General features: G+C 67.8%; 14 protein-coding genes. 5 read left to right on the forward strand and 9 right to left on the reverse strand.

The genetic code is table 11. From position 1 onward, the window contains the following. Positions 1-4: 4 nt before the first annotated feature. On the reverse strand, positions 5-1,636 hold the full coding sequence (locus tag H1Q64_RS12470) for a hypothetical protein (protein ID WP_237903746.1): 1,632 nt from the start codon (positions 1,634-1,636) through the stop codon (positions 5-7). A gap of 87 nt (positions 1,637-1,723) precedes the next feature. On the opposite strand from H1Q64_RS12470, the gene H1Q64_RS12475 reads away from it, so the two are divergent. Together H1Q64_RS12475 and H1Q64_RS12480 are read left to right on the forward strand one after the other, a co-directional pair. Continuing rightward, positions 1,724-2,452, forward strand: a complete 729-nt coding sequence (locus tag H1Q64_RS12475; protein ID WP_237903747.1) for a hypothetical protein — start codon at positions 1,724-1,726, stop codon at positions 2,450-2,452. Between the two features lie 321 nt (positions 2,453-2,773). Further along, positions 2,774-3,133: a response regulator gene (locus H1Q64_RS12480; protein ID WP_237903748.1), complete on the forward strand. Its 360-nt coding sequence runs from the start codon at positions 2,774-2,776 to the stop codon at positions 3,131-3,133. A gap of 91 nt (positions 3,134-3,224) precedes the next feature. Here H1Q64_RS12480 and H1Q64_RS12485 read toward each other — a convergent pair whose 3' ends face one another. Both H1Q64_RS12485 and H1Q64_RS12490 read right to left on the reverse strand, forming a co-directional pair. Further along, positions 3,225-4,601: an HlyD family type I secretion periplasmic adaptor subunit gene (locus H1Q64_RS12485; RefSeq protein ID WP_237903749.1), complete on the reverse strand. Its 1,377-nt coding sequence runs from the start codon at positions 4,599-4,601 to the stop codon at positions 3,225-3,227. A 55-nt stretch (positions 4,602-4,656) separates the two neighbouring features. After that, on the reverse strand, positions 4,657-6,393 hold the full coding sequence (locus H1Q64_RS12490; RefSeq protein ID WP_330874498.1) for a type I secretion system permease/ATPase: 1,737 nt from the start codon (positions 6,391-6,393) through the stop codon (positions 4,657-4,659). Between the two features lie 198 nt (positions 6,394-6,591). On the opposite strand from H1Q64_RS12490, the gene hutH reads away from it, so the two are divergent. Both hutH and H1Q64_RS12500 read left to right on the forward strand, forming a co-directional pair. Then, positions 6,592-8,118, forward strand: a complete 1,527-nt coding sequence (gene hutH, locus H1Q64_RS12495) for a histidine ammonia-lyase (protein WP_237903751.1) — start codon at positions 6,592-6,594, stop codon at positions 8,116-8,118. A 110-nt stretch (positions 8,119-8,228) separates the two neighbouring features. Further along, the gene (locus tag H1Q64_RS12500; RefSeq protein WP_237903752.1) at positions 8,229-8,759 is read left to right on the forward strand and encodes a peroxiredoxin; all 531 of its coding nucleotides are present in this window, start codon (positions 8,229-8,231) and stop codon (positions 8,757-8,759) included. A 177-nt stretch (positions 8,760-8,936) separates the two neighbouring features. Here the strand turns inward: H1Q64_RS12500 and H1Q64_RS12505 are convergent, their stop codons facing one another. The 6 genes from H1Q64_RS12505 to eno all read right to left on the reverse strand — a co-directional run bounded on the left by H1Q64_RS12505 (position 8,937) and on the right by eno (position 16,031). Beyond that, complete coding sequence (locus tag H1Q64_RS12505; protein ID WP_237903753.1) at positions 8,937-9,161, reverse strand: DUF2061 domain-containing protein; 225 nt, start codon at positions 9,159-9,161, stop codon at positions 8,937-8,939. A gap of 107 nt (positions 9,162-9,268) precedes the next feature. Next, the gene (locus H1Q64_RS12510; protein ID WP_237903754.1) at positions 9,269-10,060 is read right to left on the reverse strand and encodes a rhomboid family intramembrane serine protease; all 792 of its coding nucleotides are present in this window, start codon (positions 10,058-10,060) and stop codon (positions 9,269-9,271) included. A 187-nt stretch (positions 10,061-10,247) separates the two neighbouring features. After that, entirely contained in the window at positions 10,248-12,185 is a 1,938-nt protein-coding gene (ftsH, locus tag H1Q64_RS12515) for an ATP-dependent zinc metalloprotease FtsH (protein ID WP_014240204.1), read from the reverse strand. An 84-nt stretch (positions 12,186-12,269) separates the two neighbouring features. Beyond that, positions 12,270-13,616 carry a tRNA lysidine(34) synthetase TilS gene (gene tilS / locus H1Q64_RS12520; protein ID WP_237903755.1) on the reverse strand — a complete coding sequence of 449 codons (1,347 nt, stop codon included), beginning with the start codon at positions 13,614-13,616 and terminating at the stop codon, positions 12,270-12,272. A gap of 8 nt (positions 13,617-13,624) precedes the next feature. Beyond that, positions 13,625-14,530 carry a tol-pal system protein YbgF gene (gene ybgF, locus H1Q64_RS12525; protein ID WP_237903756.1) on the reverse strand — a complete coding sequence of 302 codons (906 nt, stop codon included), beginning with the start codon at positions 14,528-14,530 and terminating at the stop codon, positions 13,625-13,627. Between the two features lie 223 nt (positions 14,531-14,753). Continuing rightward, positions 14,754-16,031, reverse strand: a complete 1,278-nt coding sequence (eno, locus tag H1Q64_RS12530) for a phosphopyruvate hydratase (RefSeq protein ID WP_149649377.1) — start codon at positions 16,029-16,031, stop codon at positions 14,754-14,756. Between the two features lie 312 nt (positions 16,032-16,343). On the opposite strand from eno, the gene pqqA reads away from it, so the two are divergent. Further along, entirely contained in the window at positions 16,344-16,424 is an 81-nt protein-coding gene (pqqA, locus tag H1Q64_RS12535; RefSeq protein ID WP_014240199.1) for a pyrroloquinoline quinone precursor peptide PqqA, read from the forward strand. The last annotated feature ends 41 nt before the right edge of the window (positions 16,425-16,465 follow it).

Genomic DNA, 16,465 nt, shown 5'->3' on the forward strand with positions numbered 1-16,465 from the left:
GTTCTCACATGCTGGCGATGCTCATTCCTGTCAGAGCGCGCCCTGACGGGCGCCGGTCTTGGCGGCCGGACCGGAGGACTGGTTGAAGGCGTCGCGCAGATAGGGCGACAGCGCCTGCCGCATCGTGCGCAGCCACTCGTGGATGATGATCAGCGAGCGGGAGGCGACCGGCGGGGTCATACCCAGCTTCACCAGATCCTCGCGGGTCATCTGCGCCACCTCGTCGATGCGGTGGCCGGTCAGGCGGGCCCAGGCCGGGGGCCGTGCAGGGCGCCATGGAGATGACCTCCACGCCCTCGCGCTCGACCATCTCCGCCTTGCGGCGGGCGTACTGGCTGTCGTCGAGCTGCGAGAAGGGACCGGAGAAACCGTTCTCGACCAGAACGCGCTTGGCCTTCGGGGCGATGGTGGCGATGCGCTCCAGCGTGTTCATGCCGGTGGACAGCGAAGCCAGATCGACGGTGACCGGCACCATGAAGGTCAGCCGCTCGCCCTCGCCGACATAGTAGTCGAAGCCCGATACCTCAGCCCAGTTGAAGAACCACTGGGAGATGTTGCCGCCGAAATCGAAGAGGCGCCCGCCGCGCTGCAACTCCGGACCAATCTGGTCCCAGAACTCGTAGAAGCCGTCGCCCGAGCCCATCATGTTCATGAAGTCCTGGGTGATGCGACGGTGCTCCACCACTTCCGGGCCGAACAGGCGGTTCAGGCGCTCGTTCACCTCATATTCGACGACCTTGAGCTGAAGGCCTTCGAGCATGGCGGTGGCCATCAGGTGGTGAGACAGCAGCGTCTTGCCGACGCCACCGCGGTCGTTGAGAACGAAGATGGTGCCCAGCATGCGATCGCCTTTCCAGGGTCTGTTCGTTGTCGAATTTTGAGGTGTTGAAACGTTAAGGTCCGGAGCTTTGGGAAGCGGAGCCTGTATGGCGGAGACGCCCGGAACCGGTGTTGGAGTCGCGTCCTCCGGCGCACCGGCGGACTCCGGTTCCGGAGCGGGGATCGGCTCCGGTTCAGGATCGGGAGGGAGTTCCGGGTCCGGCACGGCGGCTTCCGACAAACCATCGGTCGCGCGATCCGCCATGTCCGGTTCGGCCGGTTCCGGTTCGGCCGGTTCCGGTTCGGCCGGTTCCGGTTCCGGTTCCGGTTCCGGCTCAAGCGCCGCATCCTCGCCGTCCGCCGACTGTCCAGCGGCCAGGGCAGCGCGGTGCACCGCGTCCAGAGTCTCGCGCGGGGTCGTCCCACCCGCATTCTCCCCGTCCGCAGCTCCGTCGCGTCCCTCATTCCCCACGAGGAAGAAGGCGGAGCGCAGGGTGACGGGCGAGATCGGCTGGTTGTCGCGGGCGGTAACGCCCAGCTTCGCCAGAACGTCGGAGATGTCCGCCCATGACAGGCCGCGCTCGCGCATCAGGCCGATGTCGGCGTAGCTTTCGCGGACGGCCTGCATGGCCGAGCGGTTTCCAGTCGGACGATCGGCAAGGAGCCGTTCCAGTTCCGCGCGATCAATCGACACCGTGAGTACCCGGCATGCGTGGTTCTGGGGAGGGGTGGGTAGGATTTGTGATACCGCAGGATTCCGTTCCCCCCGGTGCGGAAAAAATAGTACAAGCGATTGGGGTGCGCAAACGGTTTCCAACCATGTTCAACCGCATTAAACCTGTGACACGGCAACCTTCCTTGGTCTCCATCAGGATTGCAGGATAGGGCCCGGCGTTTGGCGAAGATGCCCTATGATTTCCGATCGCAGGATCAGCGGACCGCCGACTCCGGGCGGACGCCGGGGACTCCCATCGGCTTCCACGAGTTGCGCCAAGCCTGCGAGATTTCGGCCCTTCGGGAGGATCTTGAGCGCGTCCTCCAGGACACCGGCGCCCTGCGCGACAGCATCGAGGACGCAGTGGAGCAGGTTCGCCAGCGCTTCGCCGCCCTGACGGCGGAGGAGTTGGCGAACTCCGAGACGATGGCGCCGCTGCTCCAGTTCGCGGTGTCCACTCTGCTGTCCATCCGCGACGAGGCGCGGCGCATCAACACCCAGACCGGCCCGGTGGACGATGACGACCGCCCGACGCGGGCCGTCGCCGAACCGCGTCCCCCGTCTGCCACCGGGTCTCCGGCAGCACCGCCATCCTCGCCGCAGACTTCCTCCCCCCAGACCGCGCCCCAAACCTACGCGCCGCCGCCGTCCGACGAGCCGGCCCCGTCCTTCGCCTCCGAACCGGCGCGCGAGGTCTCGCCGCCACCACCGGTGGCTCCGGCGCCCGTCTTGTCGCCCTTCGTGCCGCGCGCGCCGGCCCCGGCGCCGCAGCGCCCGGCGGCGCCGGACCCCGTTCCCGACGCGCCGCTGGCTCCCTCCTGGCTCTCGCCCCTGTCCGGTCGCAAGGGGAGCTCCGGAGCCAACGGCACCGCTCCCCGCAGTGGAAACGTGGACTGGCTGAGCCGACCCAAACGCTGACTCCTCCTTCGCCGCATTGTTGCGGGAAGGTCGCACCTCGTTCGAACGCACCCACGTCACACCGATTTTCCTTGAACTCCGAAATGGGTGCGGCTACCACTTTATTTGGTAAATGAATCTTTACCAACAACACCTGCGGCGACGCATAGGGGTGGTGGTCATGACACGGGACGATGTGGACACGCTGGCACGACCGGCGTCCAGCCTGGAATGGCGGCACCGCTGCGGCCCGGCCGCCCAGGCCGACCGGACGGAATCCAACCGAACAGAATCACCCCGACGCGCGACCCAAGCGGCGGTCGCCCCCTGCGGCTGCTGATCGTGGAGGACGAATCCCTGGCCGCCGAGGCGGTGGGCATGGCCGCCATGGATCTCGGCCACATCGTCTGCGGCACCGCACGCACGGAAGAGGAGGCGGTGGCCATCGCCGGGCGCGAGCGTCCCGACGTGGCGCTGATGGACGTGCGGCTGGCCGGCGGCGACGGGATCGAAGCGGCGCGGCGTCTGCGCGCCAACTACGGCGTCCGCTCGATCTTCCTGTCCGGCTACGCCAACCATGCGATCATGGCCCGCATCACCGAGACCTACCCGCTGGGCGTGGTCAACAAACCCTATTCGCTCGCCCAGCTGAAATTGGCTCTGGACCTCGCGGCGCGGCGCCTGCACGGCCCGCGCGGCTGATACCATCCCGCTTCGCCAAACAAGGAAGGGCGGCCTCCCCCATGGGAAGCCGCCCTTTCCTTTTCAGAACCATCGCGGAGCTTGCGGCTCCTTACTCTTGGCCCCTTACTCCTGAATGAACGCTTTCACGTAGGAGTGCGACAGGGGGCTGCACCAGATAGTCGAGCGGGGTGCGGGCGGACAGCAGGATGCGCGCCTCCACCGGCATGCCCGGCTTGATCGTCAGGTTGTGGACCTGATGGGAGTCGCTGTCCTTCAGCTTGATCCGCGCGATGTAGGACTCCTGCCGGGTGATCGGGTCCATCACGCGGTCGGCCGAGACGTAGGTCACCGTGCCATCCAGCGAGCCGACGACGCGGCTGTCATAGGCGGTCAACTGCACCTTCACCGGCAGATCGACGGTCAGCGACTTGATGTCCTTCGGCTGGACCTTCACCTCGGCCAGCAGGGCGCGGCCATCCGGGATGATGTCCAGGATCGGCTCGTTCGCGGTGATCGTGCCGCCGGCGGCCCAATGGCTGTGCATCACGACGGTGCCGGCGTCCGGAGCCTTGATCGCTCGGGTTTCCAGCCGGTTGGCGGCGTCTCGGATCTGCTCGGCAAGGCGGATGACGTCGCCGCGGGACTTCTCCAGATCGACCAGCACCTTTTCGCGGAAGTCGTTGCGGCGGCGCAGAAGGTCGCCCTCGGCGTCCACGGCGGCCTGGTTGGCCTGGGCGATGCGGGCCTCCAGCTCCCGGTCGCGGCCCTTGAGCTGAGCCTCTTCCTTCTGCTGCTCGACCAGCTTGGTGCGGGTGGCGTTGCCGCGGGACAGCAGGCCCTGGGTGATGCGCAGATCGTCCTCGATGAGCTGGATCTCGCGGGCCAGGAACCTGCGCTGCTCCTGAAGGCTCTTGCCCTCCTCGCGCAGCGTGGCGACGCGCTCCTTGGTCAGCTTGGCCTCGGTGTCGAGCTGGTTGCGGCGGACCTGGAACAGGGTTTCCTGGTTGCCCATCAGCTTCTCGACCGTGCGGTCGGTGCCGCGGCGACGCAGCAGCTCCTCCGGCCACTCGATGGCCGGCTGCTCGAACAGCTCGGCGGTCAGCCGCGCTTCCAGCGCCTGGGTTTCCAGCCAGGAGGTGCTGAGCACCTGGAGCCGGGTCGCCGCTTCCGTGCTGTCCAGCCGCATCAGGACCTGACCGGCCTTCACCGTATCGCCTTCCTTGACGAGGATCTCCTCGATCTGGGCGGTCTCGGTGTGCTTCACGATCTTGCGGCCGGTCTCCGGGGCCAGAGCGCCTGAGGCCATGACGGCGCTGTGAAGCGGGGCGAGCGCGGCCCAGGCGGTCATCCCGCCGAAGCCCACCGCCAGCACCATGAAGCCGCCGGCTAGAAGCCCGCTGACCCGGGTGTCGGGAACCAGCGCGCGCAGCGCGCCGATCGACGTCATGGTCTTCGTCTTGTAGGTGTTCATGGTGGTGTCGGTCATAACAATCGGTCCTTGATCGCCGGAAGGGCTGGGTGCTGGTCTGGAGGTTCCGGCGTCAGCCGGCGGCGCTCTGCACCGGCGCCGGGCCGATGTTGCGCAGGCGGCTCCAGTTCGGACCCTGCTGCTCCTGCTGACGTTGCGGCAGTTCCACCGCCATGCCGTTCTTCAGTACGAAGGTCTTGTCGGAGATGTCGACGAAAGCCGGGGAATGGGTCAGCACGATGGTGGTGACGCCGCTGTTCTTGGCCTCGACGATGAACTCGCGCACCGCCTTGTGGCCGATCTCGTCCATGCCAGCCGACGGCTCGTCGAGAACCATCAGCGACGGGCGGCCGTAGCCGGCGCGGGCCAGGGCGATCAGGCGGGCCGAGGCGCCGGTGATCGGAAACAGCGGGTCGGTCACCTCGGTCTCATAGCCGCCGGGCAGGCTCTCGACCCAGGAATGGATGCCGGCGCGCTTGGCGGCGTCCTCGACCTTCTCCCGCGTCGTCTCGGTGAAGCGGGCGATGTTCTCGGCGATGGTGCCGGGCAGCAGATCGGCGCCCTGCGCCATGTAGCCGATGCCCTGCTCCGGGGTTTCCGGGTTCAGCGAGGCGACGGCCAGACCGCCCAGCCGCACGGTGCCCGCCGACGGCATTGCCACACCGGCCAGCAGACGGGCCAGGACCGACTTGCCGGAGCGGTTGGGACCGGCGATGCACACCGTTTGGCCCGGCTCGACCGCCAGCGTGACGCTGCGCAGGATCGGCTTCTGGTCGCGGGGGGAGACGAACAGCAGGTTCTCGACGGTCAGGCGCTCGCGTTCCACCGGGATCATCGGGCGCTCCGGCTCCAGCGACAGGCGCTTCAGCAGCGGGAACAGGCGGCGGAAGGCCTGGTAGGACTTCTGGATCTGGCCCCAGGCGCCGGCGGTCTGCTCGACCGGGGCGAGGGCGCGGCCGACCAGCATGGAGGTGGCGATCATGCCGCCGAAGGACAGGTGCTGCTCGATCACCAGCAGGGCGCCGACGCCGGTCACCGCGATCTGGATGACCATGCGGACCCACTTGGTGAAGGCACCGATGGCGGCGGCGCGCTCGGTCGAGCGGCCCTGCAGGGCGGAGGTGGTCATGGCATCGCGGGCCACGGCGTCCAGCGCGCTCGGCCCCATGCGCAGGCCGCGCACCGTCTCCGACCGCGACAGCAGGGAGTCGAACAGGCGCTGCGAGCGGCTGGCCGGGGCCTTGCTGTCTTCGGCGAAGTGGCGGACCGCCCAGTTGCTCAGATAGCCGAGCGCCGTCATGATGACCATCGCGGCGACCAGGATCACGGCGAGCAGCGGGTGGATCAGGTAGATGCCGATGACATACAGCGGCACCCAGGGCAGGTCCATCAGGGCCGGCAGCGACGGACGGCTCATCGCGCCCTTGACCTCCATGAGGTCGCTGACCGGGGCGGTGTCCGGACGGCCGCGGCCCGAAGCGTCCAGCACGTCAGCGGTCAGCCGGCGGCGCCAGGTGACCTCCAGCGCGTTGCCCGCGCGGGCCAGGATGCGTGCCCGCACCGTTTCCATGGCGGCGCTCAACGTCAGGGCCAGGACGACGATGACCGTCAGCATGACCAGCGTATCGATGTTGCCGGACGGAATGGCCCGGCTAAAGACCTGAAGGGAATAAAGTGGCATCGCCAACATCAGGAGATTGATGGTAGCGCTGAAGACAAATGCACCAACGAGTACCCGGGTGAAGTAACGTCCCCCGTGAGCCATATCTTTATTGGTCTTTTCAGACCCGCGAGAAAACAAGCGAGGCATTTACAGCCCTCCAATTGTCACCGTTTGCGGCAGTGCCCACTGGATGCAGGCGAGGCCAGTTGGCGCGTTTTTGGTAAATGAAATCTGAAGATTGAGGGACATCACAGGAATGCCACTGAAAACCACCCCCTTTGCGCAAACGACAACGGCGCCTCATGTGAAGGACTGCCCTGTTTGCCCCGTTTCAAGGAACGCCGCATGACCGACACGCTGACCTTCGCCCCCGGCCATCTCGCCCTGCCCGACCTGCGGCGCATCCTGCGCGACCCGCCCGTGTTGGCCCTGGCGCCCGGTTGCCGCGCCGCCATCGACGCCTCGGCCCGCACGGTGGCGGAGGCGGCGGGCGGGGAGCGCGCGGTCTATGGCGTGAACACCGGCTTCGGCCTGCTGGCGAAGAAGCGCATTCCACCGGATCAGGTGCGTGAGTTGCAGCGGCGGCTGGTCCTGTCGCACAGCGCCGGCACCGGGCCGGACCTGCCGCCGGGCGTGGTGCGGCTGATCCTGGCGCTGAAGGTCAACGCGCTGGCGCGCGGCCATTCCGGCGTGCGCATGGCGGTGATCGAGGCGCTGCTGGCGCTCTACAACCGCGGCATCCTGCCGGTGGTACCGGCCAAGGGGTCGGTGGGGGCGTCCGGCGATCTGGCGCCGCTGGCCCACCTGACCGGCGTCCTGATCGGCGAGGGCGAGGCGGACGTGGACGGCGAGCGGCTGCCCGCCGCCGAGGCGCTGGCCCGCGCCGGGCTGGCGCCGCTGTCCCTGGAGGCCAAGGAGGGGTTGGCCCTGCTGAACGGCACGCAGGTGTCCACCGCGCTGGGTCTGGCCGGCTTGGTCGCGGCAGAGGACGGCTTCGCCGCCGCCTTGGTCGCCGGCGCGCTCAGCGTCGATGCGGCTCTCGGCAGCGACGGCCCGTTCGACGCACGCATCCATGACCTGCGCGGACAGCCGGGCCAGCGCGACGTGGCCGCCGCCTACCGCTCCCTCCTCCAGGGCAGCGGCATCCGCGACTCCCACCGCGAAGGGCACGAGACGGTTCAGGACCCCTACAGCCTGCGCTGCCAGCCGCAGGTGATGGGCGCGGTGCTCGACCATCTGCGCTTCGCCGCGGGCGTGCTGGAGCGCGAGGCCAACGCCGTCTCCGACAACCCGCTGGTCTTCCCGGACAGCGGCGACATCCTGTCGGGCGGCAACTTCCACGCCGAGCCGGTGGCGATGGCCGCCGACGTGCTGGCCCTGTCCATCGCCGAGACGGGGGCGCTGTCAGAGCGGCGGATCGCGCTGCTGATGGACACCCATCTGTCGGGCCTGCCGCCCTTCCTGGTGGCCGACGGCGGGCTGAACAGCGGCTTCATGATCGCCCAGGTCACCGCAGCGGCGCTGGCCAGCGAGAACAAGCAGATGGCCCACCCGGCCAGCGTGGACAGCCTGCCCACCTCCGCCAACCAGGAGGACCATGTCAGCATGGCGACCCACGCCGCCCGCCGCCTGACGGACATGGCCGACAATCTGGCGGGGATCGTCGCGGTGGAACTGCTGGCCGCGGCCCAGGGGATTGATCTGCGGGCGCCGCTGGCCTCCTCCCCCGCGCTGGAGCGCGCGCGGGGGCTGCTGCGCGCCCGCGTGGCGGTGTGGACGGAGGATCGCGCGATGGCCCCGGACATCGCGGCGGTGAAACGGTTGGTGACGGAGGGGGTCTTCCGCCCCTTCGCAGAGGCGCTCCTGCCCTGATGCTGAGACAAGACCGCGCAGGCTGTTCCGGCCGGTTTTCGTCAATCCGTTGAACGGCTAAGCTTCAGGCCATCCCACACCAACCGCTTCACTTCGATCCGGAGACCATCATGGAAGGACGCAAAGTCCCCTCGGTCGTGTTCAAGACCCGCGTGCGCGACGAAAGCGTCGGCGGCCCCAACCCGTTCCGCTGGCAGGACGTCAACAGCGACGAACTGTTCACCGGCAAGCGCGTCGTCGTCTTTTCCCTGCCCGGCGCCTTCACCCCGACCTGCTCCAACCAGCAGGTGCCGACCTATGACGCGCTCTATCCGGAGTTCCGCGACCTGGGCGTCGACGAGGTCTATTGCCTCAGCGTCAACGACGCCTTCGTGATGTTCCAGTGGGGCAAGCATCTCGGCGTGAAGAACGTCAAGCTGATCCCCGACGGCGCGGGCCATTTCACCCGCCGCATGGGCATGCTGATCAACAAGGATCATGTCGGCTTCGGCATGCGGAGCTGGCGCTACGCCATGGTGGTGACCGACGGGGTGATCGAGAAGCTGTTCGAGGAGCCGGGCATCAACGACGCCGACGAGGGCGGCGACCCCTATGGCGAGTCCGCTCCGGAAACGGTGCTGGCCTACCTGCGGTCGCGCTAAACTGGTTTCCATTTCCCAATCTGCTTGTTGGCCGCTTCTTTTAGCCCTCTCCCCTCTGGGGAGAGGGTGGCCCAGAGGGCCGGTGAGGGGGTTGCGCTTTTGCCGGACGGATGGTCAAGCGAACCCCCTCAAGCTAACCCTCTCCCCGGAGTGGAGAGGGGATAACCTCCGATCTTTTCAGGCCGGAACAGCGGTCCCCTCCGCCGGCTCCGCCTCGGCCGCCTGTGCCTTGCGGCGTTCATGGGCTGCCCAGGCCTTCTCGTGCAGGTGATAGGCCACCGTGTTGCACAGCGGTTCCACCAGAGCCAGCGCGCCGCCCATCGCGATGCTGCCGGTCATCAGATAGCCGACCGTAAAGGCCACCGTGAAGTGGATGCAGGCAAAGCTGAAGGTCTTGGTCATCGCCGATCTCCCGAACATCGCCGTTTTTGTTCAGCCTCAGCATGCGGGTCGGGCGGCGACAGGTCCAATCGAATGATCCAACAAAACCGATAGATCATTCCTATCATTCATCGAAAGGGACGGCGGCGGTCGCCCGCTTCCGGCACGCTGCCGCGACGCAGCCGGGTGCCAGGCGGAACGACCGCGAAGGGGCGGCTGTGCTGGGGCTCCAGCAGCCGCACCTCGGGCCGCTTGAAGAAGGGGATCAGTGCGGCCCCCATGACGAACCCGCCGACATGCGCCCAGAAGGCCACCCCGCCGCTGTCGTCGGAGGTCGGGGTGGTGACCCCGCTCAGGATCTGCCCGACGAACCAGAAGCCCAACACCAGCACCGCCGGGACGCTGATGACGCGCACGATGATGATGAACCAGAAGAAAACGCCGACATTGGCCCGCGGGTGCAGCACCAGATAAGCGCCGAGCACCCCGCCGATGGCCCCGCTCGCCCCCACCATCGGGACTTCGGACATTGGGGCGGCGAAGCTCTGGGCCAGTGCCGCCGCCGTTCCGCACAGCAGGTAGAAGACCACGAAGCGGCCCCGCCCCATGCTGTCCTCGACGTTGTTGCCGAAGATCCAGAGGTACAGCATGTTGCCGGCGATGTGCAGGAAGCCGCCATGCATGAACATGGAGGTGATGACGGACATCCAGGGCGGAACGACCCGCAACGGCTCCGGCAGTTCGGCGTGGCCGAACAGCACCGCCGGAACGAGGCCGAAGGAATAGACCGCGAGGTCTCCGCCCCGCGCGCCCAGCGAAAGCTGCCACAGGAACACCATCACGCACAGCGCGATCAGCGCCATGGTGACGACCGGCGTCCGCCGCGTCGGGTTGTCGTCGTAGATGGGCAGGAACAGCATCGGCGGCGCTTTCGGTTGAGACAACCCTGTTCAGTACGATGGTCCCGTCCCTCGGTTCCGCCAAGACGTACGGGAGACGCGTACAGCCGGAGGGCCTCAAGAAAATGGTCGGCAAAGAAAAACCGGCGCCCCTTGCGGAGCGCCGGTTTCGCTGACTAAAGCTGCGGTGCGGATCAGGTGCCGGGCATCAGGTGCCCTGGGGCTCCGGGTCCATCCCGCCGCTTTCCTTGGTAGTCGGCACCGAGGGGCGGCGGCCCGAGGTCGGGGTTGGCTGCTTCGGCGGGGCCGGGGAGAAGCCTTCCCGCTCGTCGTTGCGGATCAGCGGCTCGCCGCGCAGCAGGCGGGCGATGTCCTCACCGCTCAGGGTCTCATATTCCAGCAGGCCCTTGGCGATGGTGTGGAGCTGGTCGATGTTCTCCGTCAGGATGCGGCGAGCCTCGCCGTACGCCTCGTCGACGATCCGGCGGATTTCCTCATCCACCGTGCGGGCCGTGGCGTCGGACATGTTCTTGTGCTGGGTGACGGAGTGGCCGAGGAAGACCTCCTGCGTCGGCTCGCCGTAGAGCAGCGGGCCCAGCTTGTCGCTCATGCCCCATTCGGTGACCATGCGGCGCGACATGTCGGTCGCCATCTTGATGTCGCCCGACGCACCGGTGGTCACGCGGTCCTTGCCGAAGATCAGCTCTTCCGCGATGCGGCCGCCCATGGCGACGCGCAGGTCGGCGTGCAGCTTGGCCTGGGACAGCGAGATGCGGTCGCCTTCCGGCAGGCGCATCACCATGCCCAGGGCGCGACCGCGCGGGATGATGGTGGCCTTGTGCACCGGATCGCTGTCCGGCTGGTGGATGGCGACGATGGCGTGACCGGCCTCGTGATAGGCGGTCAGCTTCTTCTCGTCCTCGGTCATGACCATGGAGCGGCGTTCCGCACCCATCATGACCTTGTCCTTGGCGGCCTCGAACTCGGCCATGCCGACGACGCGCTTGCCGATGCGGGCAGCGAGCAGCGCGGCCTCGTTGACGAGATTGGCGAGGTCGGCGCCCGAGAAGCCCGGGGTGCCGCGCGCGATGACCTTGGCATCGACGTCCGGGGACAGCGGCACCTTGCGCATGTGGACCTTGAGGATCTTCTCGCGGCCCAGCACGTCGGGGTTCGGAACGACGACCTGACGGTCGAAGCGGCCCGGACGCAGCAGCGCGGGGTCGAGCACGTCGGGACGGTTCGTCGCGGCGATGAGGATGACGCCCTCGTTCGCCTCGAAGCCGTCCATCTCGACCAGCAGCTGGTTCAGGGTCTGTTCGCGCTCGTCGTTGCCGCCACCCAGGCCGGCGCCACGATGACGACCCACGGCGTCGATTTCGTCGATGAAGATGATGCAAGGGGCATTCTTCTTGCCCTGCTCGAACATGTCGCGGACGCGGCTGGCGCCGACACCCACGAACATCTCGACGAAGTCGGAGCCGGAGATGGTGAAGAAGGGCACGTTGGCTTCACCCGCCACGGCGCGCGCGGTCAGGGTCTTACCGGTGCCCGGCGGGCCGACGAGCAGCACGCCCTTCGGAATCTTGCCGCCCAGACGCTGGAACTTCTGCGGGTCCTTCAGGAACTCGACGATTTCGGCCAGCTCCTGCTTGGCCTCGTCGATGCCGGCGACATCGTCGAAGGTGACCCGGCCGACCTTCTCCGTCAGCAGGCGCGCGCGGGACTTGCCAAAGCCCATGGCCTTGCCGCCGCCCGACTGCATCTGACGCATGAAGAAGATCCAGACGCCGATCAGCAGCAGCATCGGGAACCAGGACAGCAGGACGGAGAACAGCGACGGCACGTTGCTGTCGTCCGGAACGGCGCTGATGCGCACGTTCTTCTGCGTCAGCCGCTCGACCAGCCCGGCTTCGGGCGGGACGTAGGTGCTGAAGGACCGGCCGTCGGTGAAGTGGCCGGAGACCTGGTTTCCTTTGATGGTGACGTCGGCCACTTGGCCGCGGTCCACTTCGGCGAGAAGCTCGCTGAACGGAACCGTCGTCTGCGGGCTGCGCGTGGAAGAGCTCTGGAACAGGTTGAACAGGGCCACCAGCAGCAGCCCGATGATGATCCAGAGCGCGAGATTCTTGCCGAAATTGTTCACGTCGAAAGCCTTTCTGCGAACCCTGCGCGGAAAGGTAGGCTGATGCGGAGCCACCCCTCCCGGGCTTACGGGCACGTTCCCAGATTAAATAATGCCGACACGGTCCGAAACAACCGGAAAAGCTGGGCCGGCCAACGCCACCCCGGGCGCGTGCTGGGCGACCGCCGAAAGGGGGAATCCGGGCCGCGAAAAGCCCAGATGCGGCACCGCCGCCAGCCCGTTTCCGTCCCAAAGCGCCGGCAGGGTCTCGCGGACCGGTTCGGGCAGGCCGATGCGGCCCGAATCCGGGCTTGCGGACCGCACCATTTGCCACCCCTCCCGCCCCAATTTTGCCACGGTGACCGCCCCGCCCGCCCCCGCCGCCAACCGAACGGCGAATCGGCGATCCCACCAGACCTCTCCGCCCGGAGCAAGGCCCAGCCGTTCGGTGACCCCGACCGGTTCCCGCGCGATCACCAAATGCTCCCGCCGCGGCACAATGCTGCAGCCGCCAAGCGTGCGCCCACGGAAGTGTCCCGCCGCGATGTCGGTGAACAGGCGCTCCGCCGCCTCATCCTTCGGCGGGTAGGCTGCGCCCCCCGTCACGGCGATGCAGCGGACCAACGCGCGCAGGCCAAGCTCCTCCGGCGCGTCCAGCAAAGGCTTCGGGTCCAGTCGCAGCCAGCCCTCCGGATAAACCGCGGCGGCTTCGGCCAGCAGGGCGGCGGTTCCAACCTCCAGCGCGTTGCGCGCGCGGGCGGCACGGCGGGCGAGGTCGGCCAGACGCGGCGGGTCCAGCCCCTCGGCGGCCAGCGCCTCTCCCGCCGCGCGCAGGCGGGCACGGGCGAACCGCGGGTTGCGGTTCGACGGGTCCTCGAACCACTCCTGGCCGAAAGCGCGGCAGGTCGCCACCAGCCGCTCGTGAGACAGGTCCAGCAGCGGCCGGATCACCCGGACCGCTCCTGCCGCGCGCACCGGCGCCATGCCGGCCAGTCCGTCAATGCCGGAGCCGCGGGCGAAGCGCAGCAGCACCGTCTCGGCTTGGTCGTCGCGGTGGTGGGCGAGCGCCAGATGAAGGATGCCCTCCCTGCGGCAGTGTTCGGCCAGCAGGCGGTGGCGCGCGGCGCGGGCCGCCTCCTGGATGCCGGTCGCCGGCTTCTCGCCGTCCCAGCGCAGAATGGCGTGGGAAACGCCGCGGGCCTGGAGCCAGCCGCCCACCCAAACGGCCTCCGCCGCGGATTCCGTGCGCAGGCCATGATCGACGATCAGCGCGAGGACATCCCCGCCCCGCTCCGCCGCCCAACGCTGAGCGAGCAGAACCAACCCGAGGCTGTCCGCCCCGCCGGACACGCCCACGGCCACGCGCGGCCGCGTCTCGAAGCCGCCCAGCCGGTCCATGCGGGCGGCGAACTCACCCGCGGAAATCGGCCCCGCCGGGTCGGACGCGCTCACCGCACCCGTCAGGCGCAGTTCAGACGGCGGCGCTCGGTGTCGGCGCGGCGCTTAACGCTGGCAGATGCCTCCGGGAACTTGGTGATCAACTGGTTGAAGGCCGTGCAGGCGTCCTTCTTCTGGTTGAGCTGCTGCAGCGACATGCCGAGCTTCAGCAGATTGTCAGCCGCCTTGTTGTTCTTCGGATATTTCTGCACACCCTCGGCGAAGGCCACCGCGGCGTCCTGGAACTTGTTGCGGACGTAATAGGTCTCACCCAGCCAATACTGGGCGTTGCCGGCGAGTTGATGGCCCTTGTTCTTCGCCAGGAAATCGCTGAACGCCTTCTCCGCCTTGTCGTAGTCGGACTGGCGCAGCAGCTCGAAAGCGTGCTCGTACTGCTTTTCCGGGGTCGAATTGGCGGGCAGCGGCGCCAGGGCGGCGGTCTGCTTCTCCGCCGGCTTGTCAGCCGTCTTCTCAGGCGCCTTGGCGGCGCTGGAGGCTGCGGCCGGAGTCGCCGCGCTGGGCTTGGCCGGGCTGCCGAACGGGTCGCTGGCCGCCCCGCCGCCCTTGCTCTCCAGCTCCTTCAGGCGGAAATCGATGTCGCTGTTGACCCGCTCCAGCCGGTCCTTCATCTGCGATATCTGATAGGTCGCCTCTTCATAGCGCCCGGTCAGCTCCGACAGGGCGCGCTCCAGCTTCTGCAGCCGCACTTCGAAATCGGCGGCCAGAGACGGCTGGATCTCGGCGGTCTGCCCCCGCGTGTAGGAGTTGCCCGGATAGGCCTGCGCCACCTCGACGCGCCCGCCCAGCGCCTCCACCCCCGACTCCAGCCGGTCCAGACGGTCCTGCAGCGAAGCCGTCTGCGCGAGGACGGAACCGCTGCACAGCAGGCCGCCAAGCAGCAGGGCGGCGAAAGAAGTGGTCTTGGTCATGCGTCGAGGGTCCTGTCCGGGCGGGGAAAGCCGTCGTTGAGAGGGTGCCGTTCCAAGCGGGCGAAACTATGGCGGCTGTTTACCAGAAGCGGGTACGCCTTGCACGGTGGTGATTTGGAAATCACCCGCGCACCGGGCACGCACCCGGAAGAGAACACAGAAAAAAGCCCCTTCCCGGCAGTCCGGAAAGGGGCCTTTCTCAAAGGAGACTCCTGAAAGCGTCTTACGCCTTGAGGATGCCGCGGCCGGCGAAGCGGGCGGCGGTGCCAAGCATCTCCTCGATGCGGATGAGCTGGTTGTACTTGGCCAGACGGTCGGAGCGCGACAGCGAGCCGGTCTTGATCTGGCCACAGTTGGTGGCGACCGCCAGATCGGCGATGGTGCTGTCCTCGGTCTCGCCCGAGCGGTGCGACAGAACGGCCGTGTAGCCGGCCTTGTGCGCCATGTCCACGGCTTCCAGCGTCTCCGACAGCGTGCCGATCTGGTTGACCTTGACCAGGATCGAGTTGCCCACGCCCTTGCGGATGCCGTCCGCCAGACGCGCCGGATTGGTCACGAACAGGTCGTCGCCGACCAGCTGCACCTTGCCGCCGATGGCGTCGGTCAGAGCCTTCCAGCCCTCCCAGTCGTCCTCGGCCATGCCGTCCTCGATCGAGATGATCGGGTAGCGCCCGACCAGATCGGCCCAGTAGGAGACCATCTGCTCCGGCGCCAGCGACTTGCCCTCGCCGGCCAGCTCGTACTTGCCGTTCTTGAAGAACTCGGTCGAGGCGGCGTCGATGGCGAGCATGACGTCGTCGCCCGGCTTGTAGCCGGCGGCCTCGATGGCCTTCATCACGAAGCCCAGCGCGTCCTCGGTCGAGGCGAGGTTGGGGGCGAAGCCGCCCTCGTCACCGACGTTGGTGTTGTGGCCGGCGTCCTTGAGCTTCTTCTTGAGCGCCTGGAAGATCTCCGAGCCCATGCGGATGGCCTCGGCGCCGTTCTCGGCGCCGACCGGCATGACCATGAACTCCTGGATGTCGATCGGGTTGTCGGCGTGGGCGCCGCCGTTGATGATGTTCATCATCGGCACCGGCAGCAGGTTGGCGAAGGCGCCGCCGACGTAGCGGAACAGCGGCAGGGCGGCCTCTTCCGCCGAGGCCTTGGCGACGGCGAGCGAGACGCCGAGGATGGCGTTGGCGCCGAGCCGGCCCTTGTTGGGGGTGCCGTCCAGCTCGATCATGGCGAGGTCGAGGGCGCGCTGGTTGGAGCCGTCGAGGCCGGCGATGGCGTCGAAGATCTCGCCGTTGACCGACTCCACGGCCTTCAGCACGCCCTTGCCGCCGTAGCGGGACTTGTCGCCGTCGCGCAGCTCCACCGCCTCGTGCGCGCCGGTCGAGGCGCCCGACGGAACGGCGGCGCGGCCGAAGGCGCCGGATTCGAGCAGGACGTCCACCTCGACGGTCGGGTTCCCACGGCTGTCGAGGATCTCGCGGGCGTGGATTTCGGTAATGGCGCTCATGTTTGTCCTTCCTCCGCGTTGCGCGCGTCCACTGGATGATCTTTCCAGGTGGATGATCTTTCCAGGCGAAAAAGAAGCGCGCGGGCTTGATAGCCCTGCGTGCGGGGGGATGCAAGGCCGCTGGGGCGCAAAGGCTCGCGGAAGGACGCCCGGACGGTGGAGCACCCCTATCCGGTTGTGCAGCGCACCTGCTTCCAAAGTCGCATAGACCATCTTGTCCCACACCCGTAGCGTTCTAACGTTCGCTAGTGGGGACCGCCCGCGGCGGGCGGAACACACCCCAAAACCAATCCAAGCGCGGAGGACCCATCCATGAAGACCTGGCGCAAGCCCCAGATCGTCGAAATCGCCGTTGGCACCGAAATCAACGCCTACGCCTGCGCTCGTCTCTGAGCGCCGGCCGGTTCCCATGCGTGACGACCGCCGCCTGATTC

The sequence above is a fragment of the Azospirillum brasilense genome (assembly GCF_022023855.1).
GTDB classification, from domain to species: Bacteria; Pseudomonadota; Alphaproteobacteria; order Azospirillales; family Azospirillaceae; genus Azospirillum; species Azospirillum brasilense_F.